At 64.9% G+C, this 16,064-nt stretch carries 24 protein-coding genes and 1 pseudogene; 16 read left to right on the top strand and 9 right to left on the bottom strand.

Features of this window, described 5'->3' with window-relative positions; translation table 11 throughout:
* Position 1 precedes the first annotated feature (1 nt).
* Both E0473_RS15495 and E0473_RS15815 read right to left on the bottom strand, forming a co-directional pair.
* The gene (locus E0473_RS15495; RefSeq protein WP_162848939.1) at positions 2 to 151 is read right to left on the bottom strand and encodes a hypothetical protein; all 150 of its coding nucleotides are present in this window, start codon (positions 149 to 151) and stop codon (positions 2 to 4) included.
* Between the two features lie 62 nt (positions 152 to 213).
* A pseudogene (locus E0473_RS15815) lies at positions 214 to 381 on the bottom strand (ion channel); the annotation flags it as partial.
* 90 nt (positions 382 to 471) lie between these two features.
* Between E0473_RS15815 and E0473_RS15370 the strand changes: the two are divergent.
* On the top strand, positions 472 to 642 hold the full coding sequence (locus E0473_RS15370) for a hypothetical protein (protein WP_161981531.1): 171 nt from the start codon (positions 472 to 474) through the stop codon (positions 640 to 642).
* Here the strand turns inward: E0473_RS15370 and dapD are convergent.
* From dapD to E0473_RS05980, 4 genes are all read right to left on the bottom strand, one after another.
* Positions 620 to 1,459: a 2,3,4,5-tetrahydropyridine-2,6-dicarboxylate N-succinyltransferase gene (gene dapD / locus E0473_RS05995; protein ID WP_137679891.1), complete on the bottom strand. Its 840-nt coding sequence runs from the start codon at positions 1,457 to 1,459 to the stop codon at positions 620 to 622. The genes E0473_RS15370 and dapD overlap by 23 nt on opposite strands.
* Positions 1,460 to 1,521: 62 nt before the next feature.
* Positions 1,522 to 2,157: a guanylate kinase gene (gene gmk / locus E0473_RS05990; RefSeq protein WP_137679890.1), complete on the bottom strand. Its 636-nt coding sequence runs from the start codon at positions 2,155 to 2,157 to the stop codon at positions 1,522 to 1,524.
* Between the two features lie 59 nt (positions 2,158 to 2,216).
* Positions 2,217 to 2,525 (bottom strand): hypothetical protein, encoded by a 309-nt coding sequence (locus E0473_RS05985; protein ID WP_137679889.1) that lies wholly within the window; start codon positions 2,523 to 2,525, stop codon positions 2,217 to 2,219.
* 35 nt (positions 2,526 to 2,560) lie between these two features.
* Positions 2,561 to 3,061, bottom strand: coding sequence for an SspB family protein (locus E0473_RS05980; protein ID WP_137679888.1), 501 nt, complete (start codon positions 3,059 to 3,061; stop codon positions 2,561 to 2,563).
* A 102-nt stretch (positions 3,062 to 3,163) separates the two neighbouring features.
* On the opposite strand from E0473_RS05980, the gene hisB reads away from it, so the two are divergent.
* From hisB to pal, 13 genes are all read left to right on the top strand, one after another.
* Positions 3,164 to 3,757: an imidazoleglycerol-phosphate dehydratase HisB gene (gene hisB / locus E0473_RS05975; RefSeq protein ID WP_137679887.1), complete on the top strand. Its 594-nt coding sequence runs from the start codon at positions 3,164 to 3,166 to the stop codon at positions 3,755 to 3,757.
* A gap of 116 nt (positions 3,758 to 3,873) precedes the next feature.
* Entirely contained in the window at positions 3,874 to 4,503 is a 630-nt protein-coding gene (gene hisH / locus E0473_RS05970) for an imidazole glycerol phosphate synthase subunit HisH (protein WP_137679886.1), read from the top strand.
* Positions 4,500 to 5,228 carry a 1-(5-phosphoribosyl)-5-[(5-phosphoribosylamino)methylideneamino]imidazole-4-carboxamide isomerase gene (hisA, locus tag E0473_RS05965; protein ID WP_137679885.1) on the top strand — a complete coding sequence of 243 codons (729 nt, stop codon included), beginning with the start codon at positions 4,500 to 4,502 and terminating at the stop codon, positions 5,226 to 5,228. Before hisH ends, hisA begins: the two co-directional genes overlap by 4 nt.
* 253 nt (positions 5,229 to 5,481) lie before the next feature.
* Positions 5,482 to 6,240 carry an imidazole glycerol phosphate synthase subunit HisF gene (gene hisF, locus E0473_RS05960; protein WP_137679884.1) on the top strand — a complete coding sequence of 253 codons (759 nt, stop codon included), beginning with the start codon at positions 5,482 to 5,484 and terminating at the stop codon, positions 6,238 to 6,240.
* A 69-nt stretch (positions 6,241 to 6,309) separates the two neighbouring features.
* Positions 6,310 to 6,489, top strand: coding sequence for a hypothetical protein (locus E0473_RS05955; protein ID WP_137679883.1), 180 nt, complete (start codon positions 6,310 to 6,312; stop codon positions 6,487 to 6,489).
* A 74-nt stretch (positions 6,490 to 6,563) separates the two neighbouring features.
* Positions 6,564 to 6,878 (top strand): phosphoribosyl-ATP diphosphatase, encoded by a 315-nt coding sequence (locus E0473_RS05950; protein ID WP_137679882.1) that lies wholly within the window; start codon positions 6,564 to 6,566, stop codon positions 6,876 to 6,878.
* Positions 6,878 to 7,255 carry a histidine triad nucleotide-binding protein gene (locus tag E0473_RS05945; RefSeq protein ID WP_137679881.1) on the top strand — a complete coding sequence of 126 codons (378 nt, stop codon included), beginning with the start codon at positions 6,878 to 6,880 and terminating at the stop codon, positions 7,253 to 7,255. The genes E0473_RS05950 and E0473_RS05945 overlap by 1 nt, the downstream gene beginning before the upstream one ends.
* A 7-nt stretch (positions 7,256 to 7,262) precedes the next feature.
* On the top strand, positions 7,263 to 7,748 hold the full coding sequence (locus tag E0473_RS05940; RefSeq protein WP_137679880.1) for an acyl-CoA thioesterase: 486 nt from the start codon (positions 7,263 to 7,265) through the stop codon (positions 7,746 to 7,748).
* A gap of 14 nt (positions 7,749 to 7,762) precedes the next feature.
* Positions 7,763 to 8,470 carry a protein TolQ gene (tolQ, locus tag E0473_RS05935; protein ID WP_137679879.1) on the top strand — a complete coding sequence of 236 codons (708 nt, stop codon included), beginning with the start codon at positions 7,763 to 7,765 and terminating at the stop codon, positions 8,468 to 8,470.
* Positions 8,470 to 8,919: an ExbD/TolR family protein gene (locus tag E0473_RS05930; RefSeq protein WP_137679878.1), complete on the top strand. Its 450-nt coding sequence runs from the start codon at positions 8,470 to 8,472 to the stop codon at positions 8,917 to 8,919. The genes tolQ and E0473_RS05930 overlap by 1 nt, the downstream gene beginning before the upstream one ends.
* 12 nt (positions 8,920 to 8,931) lie before the next feature.
* Positions 8,932 to 9,792, top strand: a complete 861-nt coding sequence (locus tag E0473_RS05925; protein WP_137679877.1) for an energy transducer TonB — start codon at positions 8,932 to 8,934, stop codon at positions 9,790 to 9,792.
* Positions 9,792 to 11,213, top strand: a complete 1,422-nt coding sequence (tolB, locus tag E0473_RS05920; RefSeq protein WP_137679876.1) for a Tol-Pal system beta propeller repeat protein TolB — start codon at positions 9,792 to 9,794, stop codon at positions 11,211 to 11,213. Before E0473_RS05925 ends, tolB begins: the two co-directional genes overlap by 1 nt.
* A gap of 81 nt (positions 11,214 to 11,294) precedes the next feature.
* Entirely contained in the window at positions 11,295 to 11,807 is a 513-nt protein-coding gene (pal, locus tag E0473_RS05915; protein ID WP_137679875.1) for a peptidoglycan-associated lipoprotein Pal, read from the top strand.
* A gap of 1 nt (position 11,808) precedes the next feature.
* Here the strand turns inward: pal and E0473_RS05910 are convergent, their stop codons facing one another.
* A complete protein-coding gene (locus E0473_RS05910) occupies positions 11,809 to 12,006 on the bottom strand; it encodes a hypothetical protein (RefSeq protein ID WP_137679874.1) in 198 nt (65 codons plus the stop codon).
* Between the two features lie 155 nt (positions 12,007 to 12,161).
* Here E0473_RS05910 and E0473_RS05905 point away from each other — a divergent pair, with 155 nt between their 5' ends.
* The gene (locus E0473_RS05905; protein ID WP_137679873.1) at positions 12,162 to 12,695 is read left to right on the top strand and encodes a J domain-containing protein; all 534 of its coding nucleotides are present in this window, start codon (positions 12,162 to 12,164) and stop codon (positions 12,693 to 12,695) included.
* A 46-nt stretch (positions 12,696 to 12,741) separates the two neighbouring features.
* Entirely contained in the window at positions 12,742 to 13,344 is a 603-nt protein-coding gene (locus E0473_RS05900; RefSeq protein WP_161981530.1) for a hypothetical protein, read from the top strand.
* 62 nt (positions 13,345 to 13,406) lie between these two features.
* Here E0473_RS05900 and E0473_RS05895 read toward each other — a convergent pair whose 3' ends face one another.
* Together E0473_RS05895 and E0473_RS05890 are read right to left on the bottom strand one after the other, a co-directional pair.
* Complete coding sequence (locus tag E0473_RS05895; RefSeq protein ID WP_161981529.1) at positions 13,407 to 14,414, bottom strand: GGDEF domain-containing protein; 1,008 nt, start codon at positions 14,412 to 14,414, stop codon at positions 13,407 to 13,409.
* Between the two features lie 194 nt (positions 14,415 to 14,608).
* The gene (locus tag E0473_RS05890; RefSeq protein WP_137680077.1) at positions 14,609 to 16,021 is read right to left on the bottom strand and encodes an SLC13 family permease; all 1,413 of its coding nucleotides are present in this window, start codon (positions 16,019 to 16,021) and stop codon (positions 14,609 to 14,611) included.
* Positions 16,022 to 16,064: the final 43 nt, after the last annotated feature.

The raw sequence follows: 16,064 nt of genomic DNA, 5'->3' as shown, positions 1-16,064 counted from the left end.
TTTAGGCCAGCGCCGGAATGATCCAGATCGCCGACATGGCAATCACTGCGAGAAGGAGGCTGGCGCCCAGCACCCAGCGAACGACGTTGGGTGACGACCCGCCGCGCGCCTCGTCGGTTTCGACATGAAGCTGCTGTTTATCCTGTTGCATTTTGCTGCCTTTCGATTGTGTTCTTACCAGAACTACGCACTCAGGGCCCTGCTGGTTCCACTTCAGCCTGGATCGATGCGCCCCGGCATACGAAGGAAGAAGGCGGTCGACCATCCCAACATGATGACCCCGATGATGCTCTCGAAAGCGCCCACGAGCCGCCAATCGAGCGCTACGTGAACATCCGAATAGCCGACGGTGGAGTAGGAGAGCGACGAATAGTTGATCGCCGCTTCAAGGGTTCCCGTTAGCGCCCACCGCCAGAACGATAAATTAAGGTGAAGGCCACGCCGCGCAGCGACAGTGCATCGGTGTGCTGAATGCGCTCGACCTACCGTTCGGTGCGCAGCGCGCGGCTATGGCTGAAGAGCCCCAAGCCGTGGATCACGATGGTGGCGACCACCAGCCTCGCCGAAACGACGAACTCGATCCACAGGCTTGCGGTCAGCGACCCTCCGCGTACGCGTTTCAGTCGCGCAGCAGTTCGTTGATCCCGGTTTTCGAGCGGGTCTGCGCATCGACCGTCTTCACGATCACTGCGCAGTAGAGGTTGGGGCCGGGGGTGCCATCGGGCAGCGGCTTGCCGGGCATGGTGCCGGGGACCACCACCGCATAGGGCGGCACTTCGCCGATGTGAACTTCGCCGGTCGTGCGGTCGACGATCTTGGTCGAGGCGCCGAGATAGACGCCCATCGACAGCACCGCACCTTCGCCCACGCGCACGCCTTCGGCCACTTCCGAACGCGCGCCGATGAAGGCGCCGTCACCGATGATCACCGGGCCGGCCTGCAACGGCTCAAGCACGCCGCCAATACCCGCTCCGCCCGAGATGTGCACGTTCTTGCCGATCTGCGCGCAGGAGCCGACTGTCGCCCAGGTATCGACCATCGTGCCTTCATCGACGAAAGCGCCGATGTTCACGAAGCTCGGCATTAGCACCACGTTCTTGCCGATGAAGCTGCCCCGGCGCACCACCGCGCCTGGCACCACGCGGAAACCCGCCTCGGAGAACATGTTATCGCCCCAGCCGGAGAACTTGCTAGGCACCTTGTCGAAAGCCGGCGCGCCGCCCGCGCCGTTCTCGATCACCACGTTGTCGCGCAGGCGGAACGAGAGCAGCACGGCTTTCTTCAGCCACTGGTTGACCTGCCAGCCGCCGTTCCCGTCGGGTTCTGCAACGCGGGCCGCGCCTTTATCGAGCAGCTCGAGCGCCTGGTTGACGACCTCGGCGACCTCGCGGCTGGCGGGGGTGACATTGGCGCGGTCTTCGAAAGCGGCTTCGATGGCGGACTGGAGTTCGGCGGTCATGCTGCGTGTTCCTCGTTGTCTATTTGCCAGCGCGGCTAGCCGCTCACCCTGCGCGAGACAAGTCAGCGCATCAATTCGCGCGCGAACTCGATCAGGCCGCGCTGCCGTTCGCGCTTCAAGCGTTCGGCGTGAAGGATGGCGCCCACTTCCTCGAAACAGGCTTCGACATCGCTGTTTACGAGCACGTAGTCGTAAGCGTCCCAATGGCTGATTTCGGCGCGTGCGCGGTCCATCCGGCCCCGGATCACCTCGTCGCTGTCGGTCCCGCGCGAGCGGAGGCGGTGTTCGAGTTCGGCAATGCTCGGGGGCAGCAGAAATACCGAGACCACATCGGGCCCAGCGGCCTGCGACAATTGCTGCGCGCCCTGCCAGTCGATATCGAACAGGTAATCCTGCCCGGCGGCGAGCCCTCCGGCGATTTGCGCGCGCGGTGTGCCGTAGCAGTTGCCGAACACCTCTGCCCATTCGAGGAACTCGCCGGCTTCAACCATGCGGTCGAATTCAGAACGCTGGGTAAAGAAATAGTCCTGCCCCTCGGTTTCGCCGGGGCGCATCGGGCGGGTGGTGACGGATACCGACATCGCCAGGCTCTGCTCGGCGGCGAGCAACTTGCGTGCGATCGTGGTCTTGCCTGCGCCCGAGGGCGAGGAGAGAATGAACATCAAGCCGCGGCGCGGCAGGGTCTTGGATTCGGCCATAGCCGCTCTTGGCGCAAGCCGGGCCGGGCGATCAAGCCCGGATCATTAGCAAAAGAGCGCTATTCCCCGTTGCGGCCGCGAATCACGGTATTGGCGATGATCCCCGCGCCTACCAGCAGCGCACCGGGAACCGAGCTTCGGGCGAGGTGCTTAACACCCACCAGACCAACCCGGCGCGCGGGGCTGCTTTTGAGCAGCTTGCGGTCGCTTTCCGTCTGCACGAACTTGCCCCTCTCGAGCATCTGCACAACCATATTGCGCAGGAGCGAGGCAATGATGACGATCAGGATTTCGGCAATGACCGGGTGGGCAAGGGGCTTGCCATCTTCGGCTTGGGCGGTGCGCTTGGCTTTGGATTTGCGGGTCATATACCCAGTCTAACGCAAAACGAGCGCAATCGGTCCTATTTCTTTCGGCCAAAATCCACTGTCACGACATTCGAGCCGTCTTCGCTCTTCGCGATGGGCTCGCCGTCCTCGTTTGTCAGGTCCGCTTCTTCGTCGTCGGGCGCGCCTTGCTCGAAATCGTCAATCGCGGCCTGGAACTGCAAGCCGAAGTCCACCGCAGGATCGACAAAGGCCGTGATCGCGGAGAACGGGATGACCAGCTTCGAAGGAATCTGGTTGAAGCTGAGGCCAACCGAGAACCCGTCTTCGCCCACCGACAGATCCCAGAACTTGTTCTGGAGCACGATCGTCATCTCGTCGGGGAAACGTTCGCGTAGCGCGGAAGGGATGTCGACCCCGCTCGCGGCTGTTTTGAAGGTGATGTAGAAATGATGGCCGCCGGGCAGTTCGCCGCCGGATTTCTCTACCGAGCCGAGCACGCGGCCGACCACGGCGCGCAGGGCTTCCTGCACGATTTCATCATAGGGGATCAGGCTATCGGGCGCTTCGTCGCTCATGGGAGGCTAGGTGACTATCGCTGCGCCCAAGGTCAAGTCGCAAGGCGGTCGCAATTGTGGGATATCTTGCACCTGTGGCACAGCGGCCTATAGGCGAGGCCCATGCGCACAGGCCGGACAGAGCGAACCACGAAGGAAACCTCCATTGCCGTCGAGGTCGATCTCGATGGCACGGGAGCCTATGACATTTCGACCGGGATCGGCTTTCTCGATCATATGGTCGAGCAGTTCTCGCGCCATTCGCTGATCGACGTCACGCTGAAGGTGGAGGGCGACCTCCATGTCGATCAGCACCACACCACAGAAGATAGCGCCATCGCGCTTGGCCAGGCACTGGCACAGGCGCTCGGCGACAAGGCCGGGATCGGCCGCTATGGCGAGGCGCACTCGCCGATGGACGAGACGCTGGCGCGTGTGGTGGTCGATATTTCGGGCCGTCCGTGGTGCGTGTTCAAGGCTCGCTTCACGCAGGAAAAGCTCGGCGAGTGGGATACCGAGCTGATCGAGCACTGGTTCCAGTCGGTGGCGCAGGCGGCGGGGCTGACGCTGCACTGTCAGGTGCTTTACGGCACCAACAACCACCACATCTGCGAGGCGCTCTACAAGGGTTTTGCCCGTGCGATGCGGCAGGCGGTCGAGCTGGACGCGCGCAAGAACGGCGCGATCCCGAGCACGAAAGGGCAGCTTGGTGGGTAGAAACATGACAACGGCTGCAACGCAGCCGCAAGGCCGACCGGCCGCCCGCAGCGGGGGCAGGTTGTCTGCCCATCTAGCGAGGAGTGCACGCCCGGATGGGCGGGCGGAAAACAACCATGGGTAACAGGGTCGCGCTCATTGATTACGGCGCGGGCAACCTGCACTCGGTTCACAACGCGCTGACCGCTGCCGGCAGCGAGTTCATCACCGTGACCGACGATCCCGAGTTCGTGCGCGGCGCGCAGCGGATCGTGCTGCCGGGTGTCGGCGCGTTCAAGGCCTGCCGCGACGGGCTGTTCGGCATTCCCGGCATGGTCGAGGCGCTGACCGAGCAGGTGTTGGGCAAAGGCGTGCCCTTCCTCGGCATCTGCGTGGGGATGCAACTGCTGGCCGATCGCGGGCTCGAATTCGGCGTCACGCCGGGGTTGGGCTGGATTGCGGGCGAGGTCGAGAAGATCGAGCGCACCGATCCCGCCATCCGCGTGCCGCACATGGGCTGGAACGACGTGGCGCTTACCCCGCATCACGGCGATGATGACCTGCTCGAACCGGGCGAGGCCTATTTCCTTCATTCCTATCACTTCGCGCCTGAGAACGGCCACGATGTCGCCGCCATGACCGACCACGGCGGCGGGCTGGTGGCGGCCGTGGCGCGCGATAATATCATCGGCGTGCAGTTCCACCCGGAAAAGAGCCAGCGCTATGGGCTCGACCTGCTCGCCCGCTTTCTGGAGTGGAAACCGTGATCGTTTTTCCCGCCATCGACCTCAAGGCCGGACAGGTCGTGCGCCTTGCCGAAGGCGATATGGACCGCGCCACCATCTATGGCGACAACCCTGCCGCGCAGGCGATGATCTTCGCCGAGGCGGGGGCGGAGTTCCTGCACGTGGTTGACCTCGATGGCTCCTTCGCGGGCCGGGCCGAGAACCGCGAGGCGGTCGAAGCGATTGTCGCGGCGTTTCCCGGCCATGTCCAGCTGGGCGGCGGCATTCGCGATGCGGCGGCGGTCGAGGGCTGGTTCAACCTTGGCGTTTCGCGCGTGGTGATGGGCTCGGCGGCGCTAAAAGATCCCGAATTCGTCAAGCAGATGGCGAAGGAATGGGAGAACGGCATCGTCGTCGCGGTCGATGCGCGCGATGGCATGGTCGCGACAGAGGGCTGGGCCGAAGTGTCCGACGTGCCGGTGCGCGATCTTGCCCGCCGGTTCGAGGATGCGGGCGTGGCCTCGCTGCTGTTCACCGACATTGGCCGCGATGGGCTGCTCAAGGGCTGCAATATCGAGGCCACCGTGGAGCTGGCGCGCAGCGTCGATATTCCGGTGATCGCTTCGGGCGGCGTAAAGGGGCTCGACGATATCCGGATGCTCGCGGTTCATGCCGAAGACGGGATCGAGGGCGTTATCACGGGCCGCGCGCTGTACGAGGGGCGGCTCGATCTGGCGGCGGCGATCCAGATGGCGGATCGGGCGTGAGTGCGCTGGGTCTGATCGCTACTGCTCTCGCAATCGCCTGTACGGGCGTTCTGGTGCATGACCTTTGGTATCGGAGAACGGCTTTTGCCCAGTTCGCCGCAGGCCGCAGCGCTCATCCGGGCCTGTTCAAGCTCGGTATAGCGGCCTGGTGTGCCTGTCTGCTCGGCTCTTCGCTCGTCGTGGTAGAGGAGATGGGGCGTGAGGCCTGCGAGGGCGCCGATCCTTGCGCGATAATCATTGAGGCTTCGAAACCATGACCGTCCGTATCCGCGTCATCCCCTGTCTCGACGTCGCCGATGGCCGTGTGGTCAAAGGTGTGAACTTCGTTGACCTCAAGGACGCCGGCGATCCGGTCGAACAGGCGCAGGCCTATTCGGAGGCCGGGGCCGACGAGCTGTGCTTCCTCGACATTTCCGCCAGCCACGAAGGGCGCGGCACGCTGCTCGACATCGTCAAGCGCACCGCCGAGGTCTGCTTCATGCCGCTTACCGTGGGCGGCGGCGTCCGCACGGTGGAAGATGCCCGCGCGCTGCTGCTGGCGGGGGCGGACAAGGTCGCGGTCAATTCCGCCGCCGTCTCGCGCCCTGAAGTGGTGGCCGACATTGCCGAGAAGATGGGCAGCCAATGCATCGTCGCCTCGGTCGACGCGCGCTGGAACGAGGACCACTACGAGATCTACACCCATGGTGGCCGCCGCCCCACGGGTATCGACGCCATCGAACATGCGGTGAAGCTCGCCAATCTTGGCGCGGGCGAGCTGCTCGTCACCAGCATGGATGGCGACGGCACCCAGAAAGGCTACGACCTCAAGCTGACCCGCGCCATTGCCGATGCCGTCTCGGTGCCGGTGGTCGCTTCGGGCGGGGTGGGCAACCTCCAGCATCTTGTCGAAGGCGTGACCGAGGGCGGGGCGAGCGCCGTTCTGGCCGCCTCCATCTTCCATTTCGGCACCCATTCGATTGCCGAGGCCCATGCGGCCTTGCGCGCGGCGGGGCTGCCTGCACGCGGTTAGCGATCCCGAATCGGGACACGCTGTTCATAAAGGTTGAAAATCGGTTAAAAATGGTGCTTTGGCGCGGCCATGACGCCACGCCTTATCGCCTCTGCCATGATTCTTGCGGCCATTCCGGCGGCGGCCCATGCGGCTGGCGCTGTACCGGTGGACGAAGCTTCCACCACGCTGCTGTTCGCGATTGGCGCAACGGGTGTGCTGATCGGTCGCCACGCCGCCATGCGCAATCGCCCACAGCAAGACGACTGATCGCCGCCAGAACGGATCAGTTCGCCGCACGCGCTGCTTGACGGCGCGGCCACGGCTCGCGCATGGCACCGGCCATGGAAACGCTTGCCCGCCTCGAACAGACCATCGCCTCCCGCCGCGCCGCGTCGCCCGATGAAAGCTATGTCGCCAGGCTCCACGCCAAGGGGCTGGAAAAAATCGCGCAGAAGGTGGGCGAAGAGGGGGTTGAGACCGTCATCGCCGCGCTTTCGGGGGAGCGGCAGGAACTGATCGGCGAGGCGGCGGATTTGCTCTTTCACCTGCTGGTGCTGCTGGGCGCAAAGGATGTTGCGCTGGAAGAGGTGCTGGCCGAACTCGATCGGCGCGAGGGCATGAGCGGCCTCGCCGAAAAGGCAGCGAGGAGCGAGTAATGGCAATCGACGCAACCCAGCCCTACGACGAGGACAACATCTTCGCCAAGATCCTGCGCGGAGAGATCCCGAACAAGACCGTCTATGAAGACGAACACGCGCTCGCCTTCCACGATATCGATCCGAAGGCGCCAATCCATATCCTGGTAATCCCCAAGGGTGCCTACGTCAGTTGGGACGATTTCTCCGCCCGCGCGAGCGAGGCCGAGATTGCCGGGTTTGTCCGCGCGGTGGGGCATGTAGCGCGCGAGCAGGGGCTGGTGGAGCCGGGCTATCGCGCACTTGCCAATGTCGGCGGGCATGGAGGGCAGGAGGTGCCGCATCTTCACGTCCACCTGTTCGGCGGCGCGCCGCTCGGCCCGATGCTGGCACGCTAAGCGGCCTATGGTCGAACTGCCTTTGCCAGCGAGCGGGCGCATTGTCGGCTCCTGCCACTACTATGCGCTGCGCGTGTTCTTCGAGGATACCGACCTTTCGGGCATCGTCTATCACGCCAATTATCTGAAGTACTGCGAACGCGCGCGTTCGGACCTGCTCGACCTGCTCGATGTCGACCAGCGCACGGCGCAGGAGGCGGGCGAGGGTGCCTACGCCGTGGCCGATGCCGAGATCGCCTGGAAGCGCCCCGCCAAGCTGGGCGACGGGCTTGTGGTGGAAACGCGCGCAACCAGCTTGCGCGCTGCCAGCGTCCGCATGTATCAGCGCATTGTGCGTCCGTTGGCAATTGCGCCGACCGCTCTGGAGAGTGCCGAAGTTCTGGCCGAGGTGAACCTTCGCATCGGCTTTGTTTCCCCCGATGGTCGTCCGCGCCGCCAGCCTGATGCGTGGCGCGCGAAATTTGCCCGGTTCGCCGGGGCCGAAGAATCCTAAGGAAGAGTCTGTAAATGACCACGCTTTCGCTGCTTGCCGCCACCAGCCTGTCCGCGCCGACCCGGCTCGATCCGATGCAGCTGTTCCTCGATGCCGATATCGTGGTGCAGGCGGTGATCATCGGTCTGCTGCTGGCCTCGATCTGGGTCTGGGCGATCATCATCGGTTTCTCGCTGCGGCTCGCCGGGCTGAACCGCAAGGCAACCCAGTTCGAGGAAGACTTCTGGAGCAACGACAATCTCGATGCGCTGCTTGACGCGCGGCGGCGCAAGGAAAGCCCCTCGGCGCGGGTCGCCTATGCTGGCGTGGCCGAATATCGCCGAACGCAGAAGGCGGGTCTGCGCGACCGTGAAGGCGCGCGCGAGCGGATTGCGCTGGCGATGCAGGGGCAGGTTGCCGAAGAGGCAGACAGTCTCGCCGCACGGCTCGGCTTTCTGGCAACTACGGGCGCGGTTGCACCATTTGTGGGCCTGTTCGGCACCGTTTGGGGCATCATGAACAGCTTCTTTTCGATCGGCCAGCAGCAGAATTCCTCGCTCGCCGTGGTGGCGCCCGGCATTTCGGAGGCGCTGTTCGCCACCGCCATTGGGCTGTTCGCAGCCATCCCGGCCGTGATCGCCTACAACCGCTTTAGCGGTAAGGTCGGTTTGTTCGAGGCCCGGTTGCAGCGCTTTGCCGACCGTGTGAGCAGCGAAATCGGCCGCGAGATGGAATCGATCTGATGGCGATGGGCGTCCTCAAGCACAGCCGCGGGCGAGGGCGCTCCACGCGCCGCGCGCCGATGGCGGAGATCAACGTCACGCCGTTTGTCGACGTGATGCTGGTGCTGCTTATCATCTTCATGGTCACCGCCCCGATGATGGCGAGCGGTGTACCCATCGACTTGCCCGACAGCCGCGCCGCCGCGCTCGATCAGACACCCGATCAGATCACGATCTCGATCGACCGCGAGGGCTATGTCTATATCGACGATGTGCTGATTGAGCCGGGCACGCTGCCAACGGCGCTCGAATCGATTGCTGGCGCCCCCGGCGCCGAGCGCCCGCAAGTGACCCTTCGGGCCGATCGCGGCATCGACTGGGGCCGCGCGATTGCGGTGATGGGCGAACTGAACCGGGCGGGCTTCACCGCCATCTCGCTCGTCAGCAACAGTTCATCCGAAGCTCCATAGCCCGGATCGCTTATGGCCCAGACAGGCACCCTGACCCGTGAAGAATATGTCGGCCTCGGCGCAGCCGTTGTGCTGCACGTGGCGCTGGGCGCGTTTCTGGTCCTGCATGATAGTGCGTCACCGATGCGCGCACCGCCAGAACGCATCGATGTCAGTCTTGCCACCGAGGTAAGCCTCGAATCGACCGCGCCCGACCCGAGCTCCGAGCCTGCTGCGGCCTATGCGCCGACCCTTGCCGACGTACCCGCGCCCGAACCGGCTGAGCCCGAAGTCGCGCGCCCGGTGGAACGCGCTGTGCAGCCGCCGGTCGAAGAGCCGGCACCGCGCCCCACCGCGCGCGCCACACAGACCCCGCAGCCGCGCCCGACTTCCCGGCCCACCGCCCGCCCGACCGCGCGGCCTACGGCGCAGCCGACCTCACGGCCTACGTCACGCACCACGCCCGCACCCACCCCGGCACCCAGCAGCAGGCCGACCTCGGGCGGCAGCCGTATCGGTGCCGATTTCCTGGAGGGCTCAAGCGCTTCGACAGGCACCCGCGGATCGCCCGCCGCCACTTTCGGGCAGACCGAACGCGCGGCGCTTTCCTCGGCGATCACGCGTGCATTGCGCCCCAACTGGACCGCGCCCTCGGGCGTCGATGTAGAACAGCTGGTGACCGTGGTCGGCTGGAAGCTCAACCGGGACGGAACTTTGAACGGCCAGCCGCGCTGCATCGGCCAGCGCGGCATTACCGACAGCAACCGCCCGCAGGCGCAACTGCACTGCGAGCGGGCTATCCGTGCGGTGCAGCTGGCCGATTTCTCCAGCCTGCCAGAACAGTTCTACAGCCGCTGGAACGACCTCGAATGGGAATTCGACCGGAGATTGTGATGAAAAAAGCCGCCCTGCTCACTGCTGTTGCCATGCTGTTCTCGGCCCCTGCCGTCGCACAGTCTAACGGTGACTTGCTGCCCGATCTCGATCCGGCGGGCATCGGTGCCCAGCCGGTGGAAACCACAATGGACGATGGCGGCGAAAACGGCCCGCTGCGCGGTACCGTCACCGACGACAGCGCCTGGCAGGATACCGGCATCGCCATTCCCGCCTTCGCCACCAACCGCGAACAGCCCACGCCCGCCAACTCATCCGGCACCACCGCACTGGGGCAGGAGCTGGCGCGCGTCGTGTTCAACGATCTTCGCAACAATGGTCTGTTTCGCCCGGTCGGCCCCGATGCGCTGCCGCGCCCCACTTACGATCAGATCACCGCGCCTGCCTATGCCACCTGGCAGGGCCGCAGCGCGGAAATGCTGGTGCAGGGCTATGTCCGCGCCGCGGCAGACGGGAAGCTGACCGTCGGCTGCTATCTCTATGATGTTGCCCTCCAGAGCGAGCTGGCGCGCGAGGGCTGGGTGGTGCTGCCGAACGAATGGCGCCGTGCCGCGCACAAGTGCGCTGACCTCGTCTATTCGCGCCTTTCCGGCGAAAGCCCGTTTTTCGACAGCCGTATCGCCTATATCGCCGAAACCGGCCCCAAGGATAACCGCATCAAGCGGCTGGCGATCATGGACAGCGACGGCGCGAACCACCGCTTCATCACCAATGGCCGCGCCACCGCGCTGACCCCGCGCTATTCGCCCGATTACGGCAAGATCGCCTATCTCAGCTACACCGACGGCAATCCGCGTATTTACGTCTACGACATCGAGACGCGCCAGCAGGTTCTGGTGACCGAGAGCAGCAACCCTACCTTCGCCCCGCGGTGGAGCCCGGATGGCAAGTGGATCCTCTATTCCATGGCGATTGGCGGCAACACCGACATCTATCGTGTGTCGGCCAGCGGCGGCGGTACGCCCTTGCGCCTCACCGACAGCCCGGCCATCGACGTGGGCGGCTCCTATTCACCCGACGGCAGCCAGATCGTATTCGAGAGCGATCGCTCGGGCGCGCAGCAGTGCTATGTCATGAACGCCGATGGTTCGAACCAGCGCCGAATCTCGTTCGCCTCGGGCCGCTGCGCCACCCCCGAATGGAGCCCGCGCGGCGACCAGATTGCTTTCACCCGCATCGCTGGCGACTTCAACGTCGCGGTGATGACGCCCTCGGGCGGCAACGTGCGCGTGCTCACGCACGGCTGGCAGGACGAGGCCCCGACCTGGGCGCCCAATGGCCGCATCATCCAGTTCTTCCGATCCGAGCGCGGTTCGGGCGATTCGAGCATCTGGCAGGTCGATCTGACCGGCGATAACTTGCGCCGTTTGGAAACCCCGGTGGGCGCATCCGATCCGGCCTGGGGTCCGGTCTTGCCATAACCCCACGACCAAATTAGCGTGCCGAAGTAATTACGGCATGATAGTCTTCCGGCGATTGTCGCCATTTTAGGAGCCAATAGGATGAATCGCATTGTCATCGCGCTTACCATGTCCAGCGTGCTCGCCTTGGCGGCCTGTAAAAAGGAGCCGCCCGAGGAAATCCCGCCCGCGCCGCGTGACGTTTCCACACCGGCTCCGACCCCTGCATCTACTCCGCGCGGTCCGCAGCCCGGCTCGCAAACGCACTTCTCTACCGCCATGGCCGGGGCGGACACGATCTATTTCGACACCGATCAGTACGACATCGATGCCACCGATATGGCGGCGCTGCGCCGTCAGGCCGAGTATCTGACCCAGTATCCCTCGGCCCGCGCCACCGTCGAAGGCCATGCCGACGAACGCGGTACGCGCGACTACAACCTGGCGCTGGGCGAACGCCGTGCCAATGCCGCGCGCGCCTATCTGGTCAGCCTCGGCATTGCCGAGAACCGTCTGCGCGTGGTGAGCTATGGTGAGGAACGCCCGGTCGATACCGCATCGACTCCGGCCGCCTGGGCGCGCAACCGCCGCGCGGTCACGGTGATGATCGACTAGTTTATCGAATGGAGGGGAGAGCCGGCACGAGTCGGCCGACCGCGGGCGCGATGGCACTGGTCGTCGCGCCCGTTTCCATATGCGCGGACGCATCGGGGGAGGGCGAGGGCGAAGCCCACGCGCCGAGCTGCGTGCTGAGGGCAAACAGGGCCATCGCCAGAACCGATGCCTTTGCCGAAATGCTCAGTTGCTTGCTCACGTCTTACGCCTTGGGTCGATTGTCTACGTTCGCAGATAAGACACCGCCTCCATATTGCAACGCAGCATAATGCATCATTTTGTATCGCCGGGTGACCGCGCAGATTTACGACAGCGCGGGTTTCCGCCCGCGTGCATTGTGCCTATATGGGCGGAATGAGCCGCGCACGCCGATCTAACGACTGGGGATTTCCTCGCTGGCGCGGGTATGAAAGCACGCGCGAAGCCGCCGAGGTTCGCCTGTGCGACCGCCACGGCTGCACCGAGCCGGGCAAATGCCCCGCACCCAAGAGCCCGAACAGTCCCGACCGCTGGTATTTCTGCGAGAAGCATGCGGCCGAGTACAATTCGAAATGGGACTATTTCGAGGGCCTGAGCAAGGAAGAGGCGGCGAACCGCGCGAGCGCAGAGCAGCGCGACAACGCCGGTTATGCCGAAAGTGCCCACTATGGCTGGGGCGGCAGCGGCGATGGCACGCGCAGCCAGGACGAGATGCGCGCGCTCGAAGTGCTGGGGCTGGAGACCGATGCCGATTTTGAGGCGATCAAGCGCGAATGGCGCGCGCGAGCGAAGAAGGTTCACCCGGACGTGAAACCCGGCGACAAGGAAGCCGCCGAGGAATTCCAGAAGTTGCAGCTTGCCTACGAAGTGCTGAAGTCGGCTGAAGAGCGGCGGACCTGGAAGGGCTGAGGTGAACCCGCCGCCGAATCGGGGAGGGGCCTTCGAAAAGTGGACGGTGCGGCTGTTACTGCCATTGGTCGCGCTGGCGCTTCTGGTGGCTGTCGCGGGTGTATCCGGATATGTGATCGACTGGCGGGCATGGTTCGACGGACCCGAGCGTGGCACCTGGCGCGCACAAGAAATCGGCGGGATCGATGTGCGCGCCGACCGTATGTGGATCGTGGTGCGCGAAGGCGAAGTTCGCGGCGGCCGCGATGGGTGCAACTACTGGAGCTATGAGGGTGCCCCTGATCCGCGCACTGGCGAGCGGATGATGACGAGCACGCTCGCGCTCTGCGAAGAGACGCCGGTAAGGCGAGCTTACGCTAGGCTCGCCCGTGGCAGTTCTACCATGGCCTTGCTGTCAGACGATCTGCTCGAAGTGCGCGCTTTCGGCGTAATCGGGCGGTTTGTGCGCTGGACCGAGGAAATGGAGCGCGCAGAACGCGAGGCCGACGAACGGGCGATCGAAGCGGCGCGTGCGGCCGGACCGCCAGCGGCGTCACCCGGCGTCTACACTCGTAGCGATACGATACCGCGTCCGCCGCTGCCTCCCCCACCACCGCCTCCGGCAGTGGTGCCGCCGCCGCCACCGCCCGCACCAGATAGGATGCGCTGAACGGCAATCGGAGCGGCTATTGCCGACGGCAGTCTTGCGGGCCGAGCAGCCTCACCGCCCTCTCAACCCAACTCGATCCGGTTCCGCCCCGCTTCCTTCGCGCGATAGAGCGCTGCATCGGCGCTGCGCAGCGCGCTCGACAGGTCGGGGTGGGCGAAAACGTCGGTCAGTCCGCCGGAAAACGTAACCCCGCCAATCGCCTTGCCCGAAACCTTGTCGACAAAGTGGCGCGCCGCAAACCGTTCGCGCGCCGCATCGAGCGCGACGTTTGCGCCGGCAAGGTCGAGCCCGCGGAACAGCAGCACGAATTCCTCGCCGCCGTGGCGGGCCACATGGCAACTGTCGGAAATCCGGTCCAGCGCCTGCGCCACCGCGCGAATTACCCGGTCGCCGGTGTCATGGCCGTGCGTGTCGTTGACGTTCTTGAAAAAGTCGATGTCGCACAGCGCCAGGCACATCGGTTCCATCTCGGCCTGGGCGGCGACCCATTCACTTTTATACACGTCTTCGAAAGCGCGTCGGTTGGGCAGATTGGTCAGGTGATCGATGCTCGCATCGCGGCGGGCCTTGGCCAGATTGCGGCGCAGATGGCGCGACTCTTCGTCGCTCTTCTTCATCTGCGCTTCCATTTCGCGCGTGCGATCGAGCATCGCCCGAGCCACTTGCGCGAGGCTGGTGACGACCTCCTCTTCGGAGGAGGAGTTCGCCACCATCTCGGTCTGCTGCGCCAGTTTTGCGCCATAATCGCTGGCGGCTTCGTGGGCGCTGCGCGTGCTTTCGCCAAAGCGCTCCATCGAACGGTCCAGTTCGCGGGCAAGGCGATCGAGGTTGGACGAGGTCGAGTCGGTGGTGTCGCACTCGCTCATCTGCTCGTCGAGCCACGCCTGCGTGATCGGCTCGCCCGCTTCCTCACGGTCGAGCACGATGTTGGCGAGGCGCATGTTGGTCTTGGTCATGATCGCGTGGGCGCGCAGCAGGTTATCGGGCGAGACGGCCAGATCGTGGCGCAGCAGAAACTCGCTGATCGCTTCGAGCAATTGCGACCGGTGCGCATTGCGCGGGTTGGGCATGCGATCGTGTCGACGCTCGCTCGGCCGCGTACCCAGGCCCAGAAGTCGCCACAGCCGAGCGCCGCTCGCCTGCTCTTCCCTCACACCAACGCGAGACTCATGCCCCATGCGTAATTCCCCATATCCGCTATCGAGGGAGAGGCCATACGCAACCTTGGCAAAGGGGCGGCATTCCGTGCATTAGGTATTTTCCCTTAGCGTACGATAAGGCCTAGGCTCCAGACTATTCCAACAATCAGCCCAATTCCGGCAAGGTCCAACAACAGCCCGGCGCGCACCATACGCGATAGCACGATGCGTCCGGTGGCCCAGGCAATAGCATTGGGGCCGGTTCCGGCTGGCAGCATGAAGCCCCAGCTCGATGCGAGCGCTGCCGACATGGCCAGCAGCATCGGATCGCCGCCGAGCGCGGTGGCAAGGCTTGCCACCACCGGCACGATGCCGCTCGCGGTGGCAACGTTGCTGGCAAATTCCGTCACCAGCACCACCATTGCAACAAGGCCCAGCGCAACCATCACCAGCGGAAAGCTCTCCAGCGGCAGCAGCGCTTCGCCGAGCCAGTCGGCCAATCCGGTGCGGGTCATCGCTCCGGCCAGCGCCAGCCCGCCGCCGAACATCATGATGACGCCCCACGGCGCGCGGTCGGCCTCGCGCCACAGGAGCATGGGCCGCCCGGTTCCGTCGGGCAGGACGAACAGCGTAAGCGCGGAAATCACCGCGATGGTTCCGTCGGTCAGCGATCCGGCGGGCAGCCACGGCGCGACCAGCGGGCGCAGCATCCAGGCACCGAATGTCACCGCAATGACGGGCACCAACCGTCGCTCTGCAATGGACCAGGGGCCGTGCGGGTCGATGGCGGCGCAGGCGGCGGCGGTATCGAAGGGGTGCTCTGCGATCCGCTGCACCCGGGCAATCAGCCATGCCGCGAGGGGAACGCCAAGCAAGACAATCGGTATCCCGTACAGCGCCCAGAGCGCAAAGCTGATCTCTATCCCGGCAGTCTCGCGCAGCAGCGCGACGGCAATGGCGTTGGTGGGCGAGCCGATGATCGTACCGAGACCGCCGATGCTGGCGGCAAAGGCGATTCCCATGGGCAGCGCACCGGCAAGGCCCGACTGGTCGTTGTCCCCCGAGCCGCCCCCGGCGATGACTGCCAGCGCCATCGGCATCATGATCAAGGTGGTGGAAGTGTTGGAGATGACGTTTGAAAGCGCCGCCGCCGCGATCATGAAGGCAAGCAGGATGCGCCATGCCCCGCCGCCACCGCCAACACTGGCAAGCAGGAAAAGGGCGAGCCGTTTGTGCAGGCCGGTCCGCTCTATCGCCAGCGCGAGAAAAGCGCCGCCGAGGATCAGGAACAGGATCGGAGAATAGTAGTCGCTGGCAACCGCATCGGCACTACCGGCGCCGGAAAACGGAAGGACCACGAACGGCAGCAAAGCCGTCGCGGTGAGCGGGACGGCCTCGGTCATCCACCAGGCTGCCATCCACACCACCAGCCCGCCAGTATGCCAGGCCGCAGCGCTCATTCCCTCCGGCGGCGCGATCACAAGAGTCAGCGCGAAGCCGATCAGGCCGATCCAGAAGCCAATGCGGCTCGCACTTATCGCCACGTTTCGCTCCCCCTTGGTCCGTGCCCTTTACGAAGAG

Source organism: Aurantiacibacter suaedae (genome assembly GCF_005434915.1).
GTDB lineage: Bacteria > Pseudomonadota > Alphaproteobacteria > Sphingomonadales > Sphingomonadaceae > Alteraurantiacibacter > Alteraurantiacibacter suaedae.
Note: the sequence above shows the minus strand (reverse complement) of the source record. Positions and strands in the feature narration are given on the sequence as shown.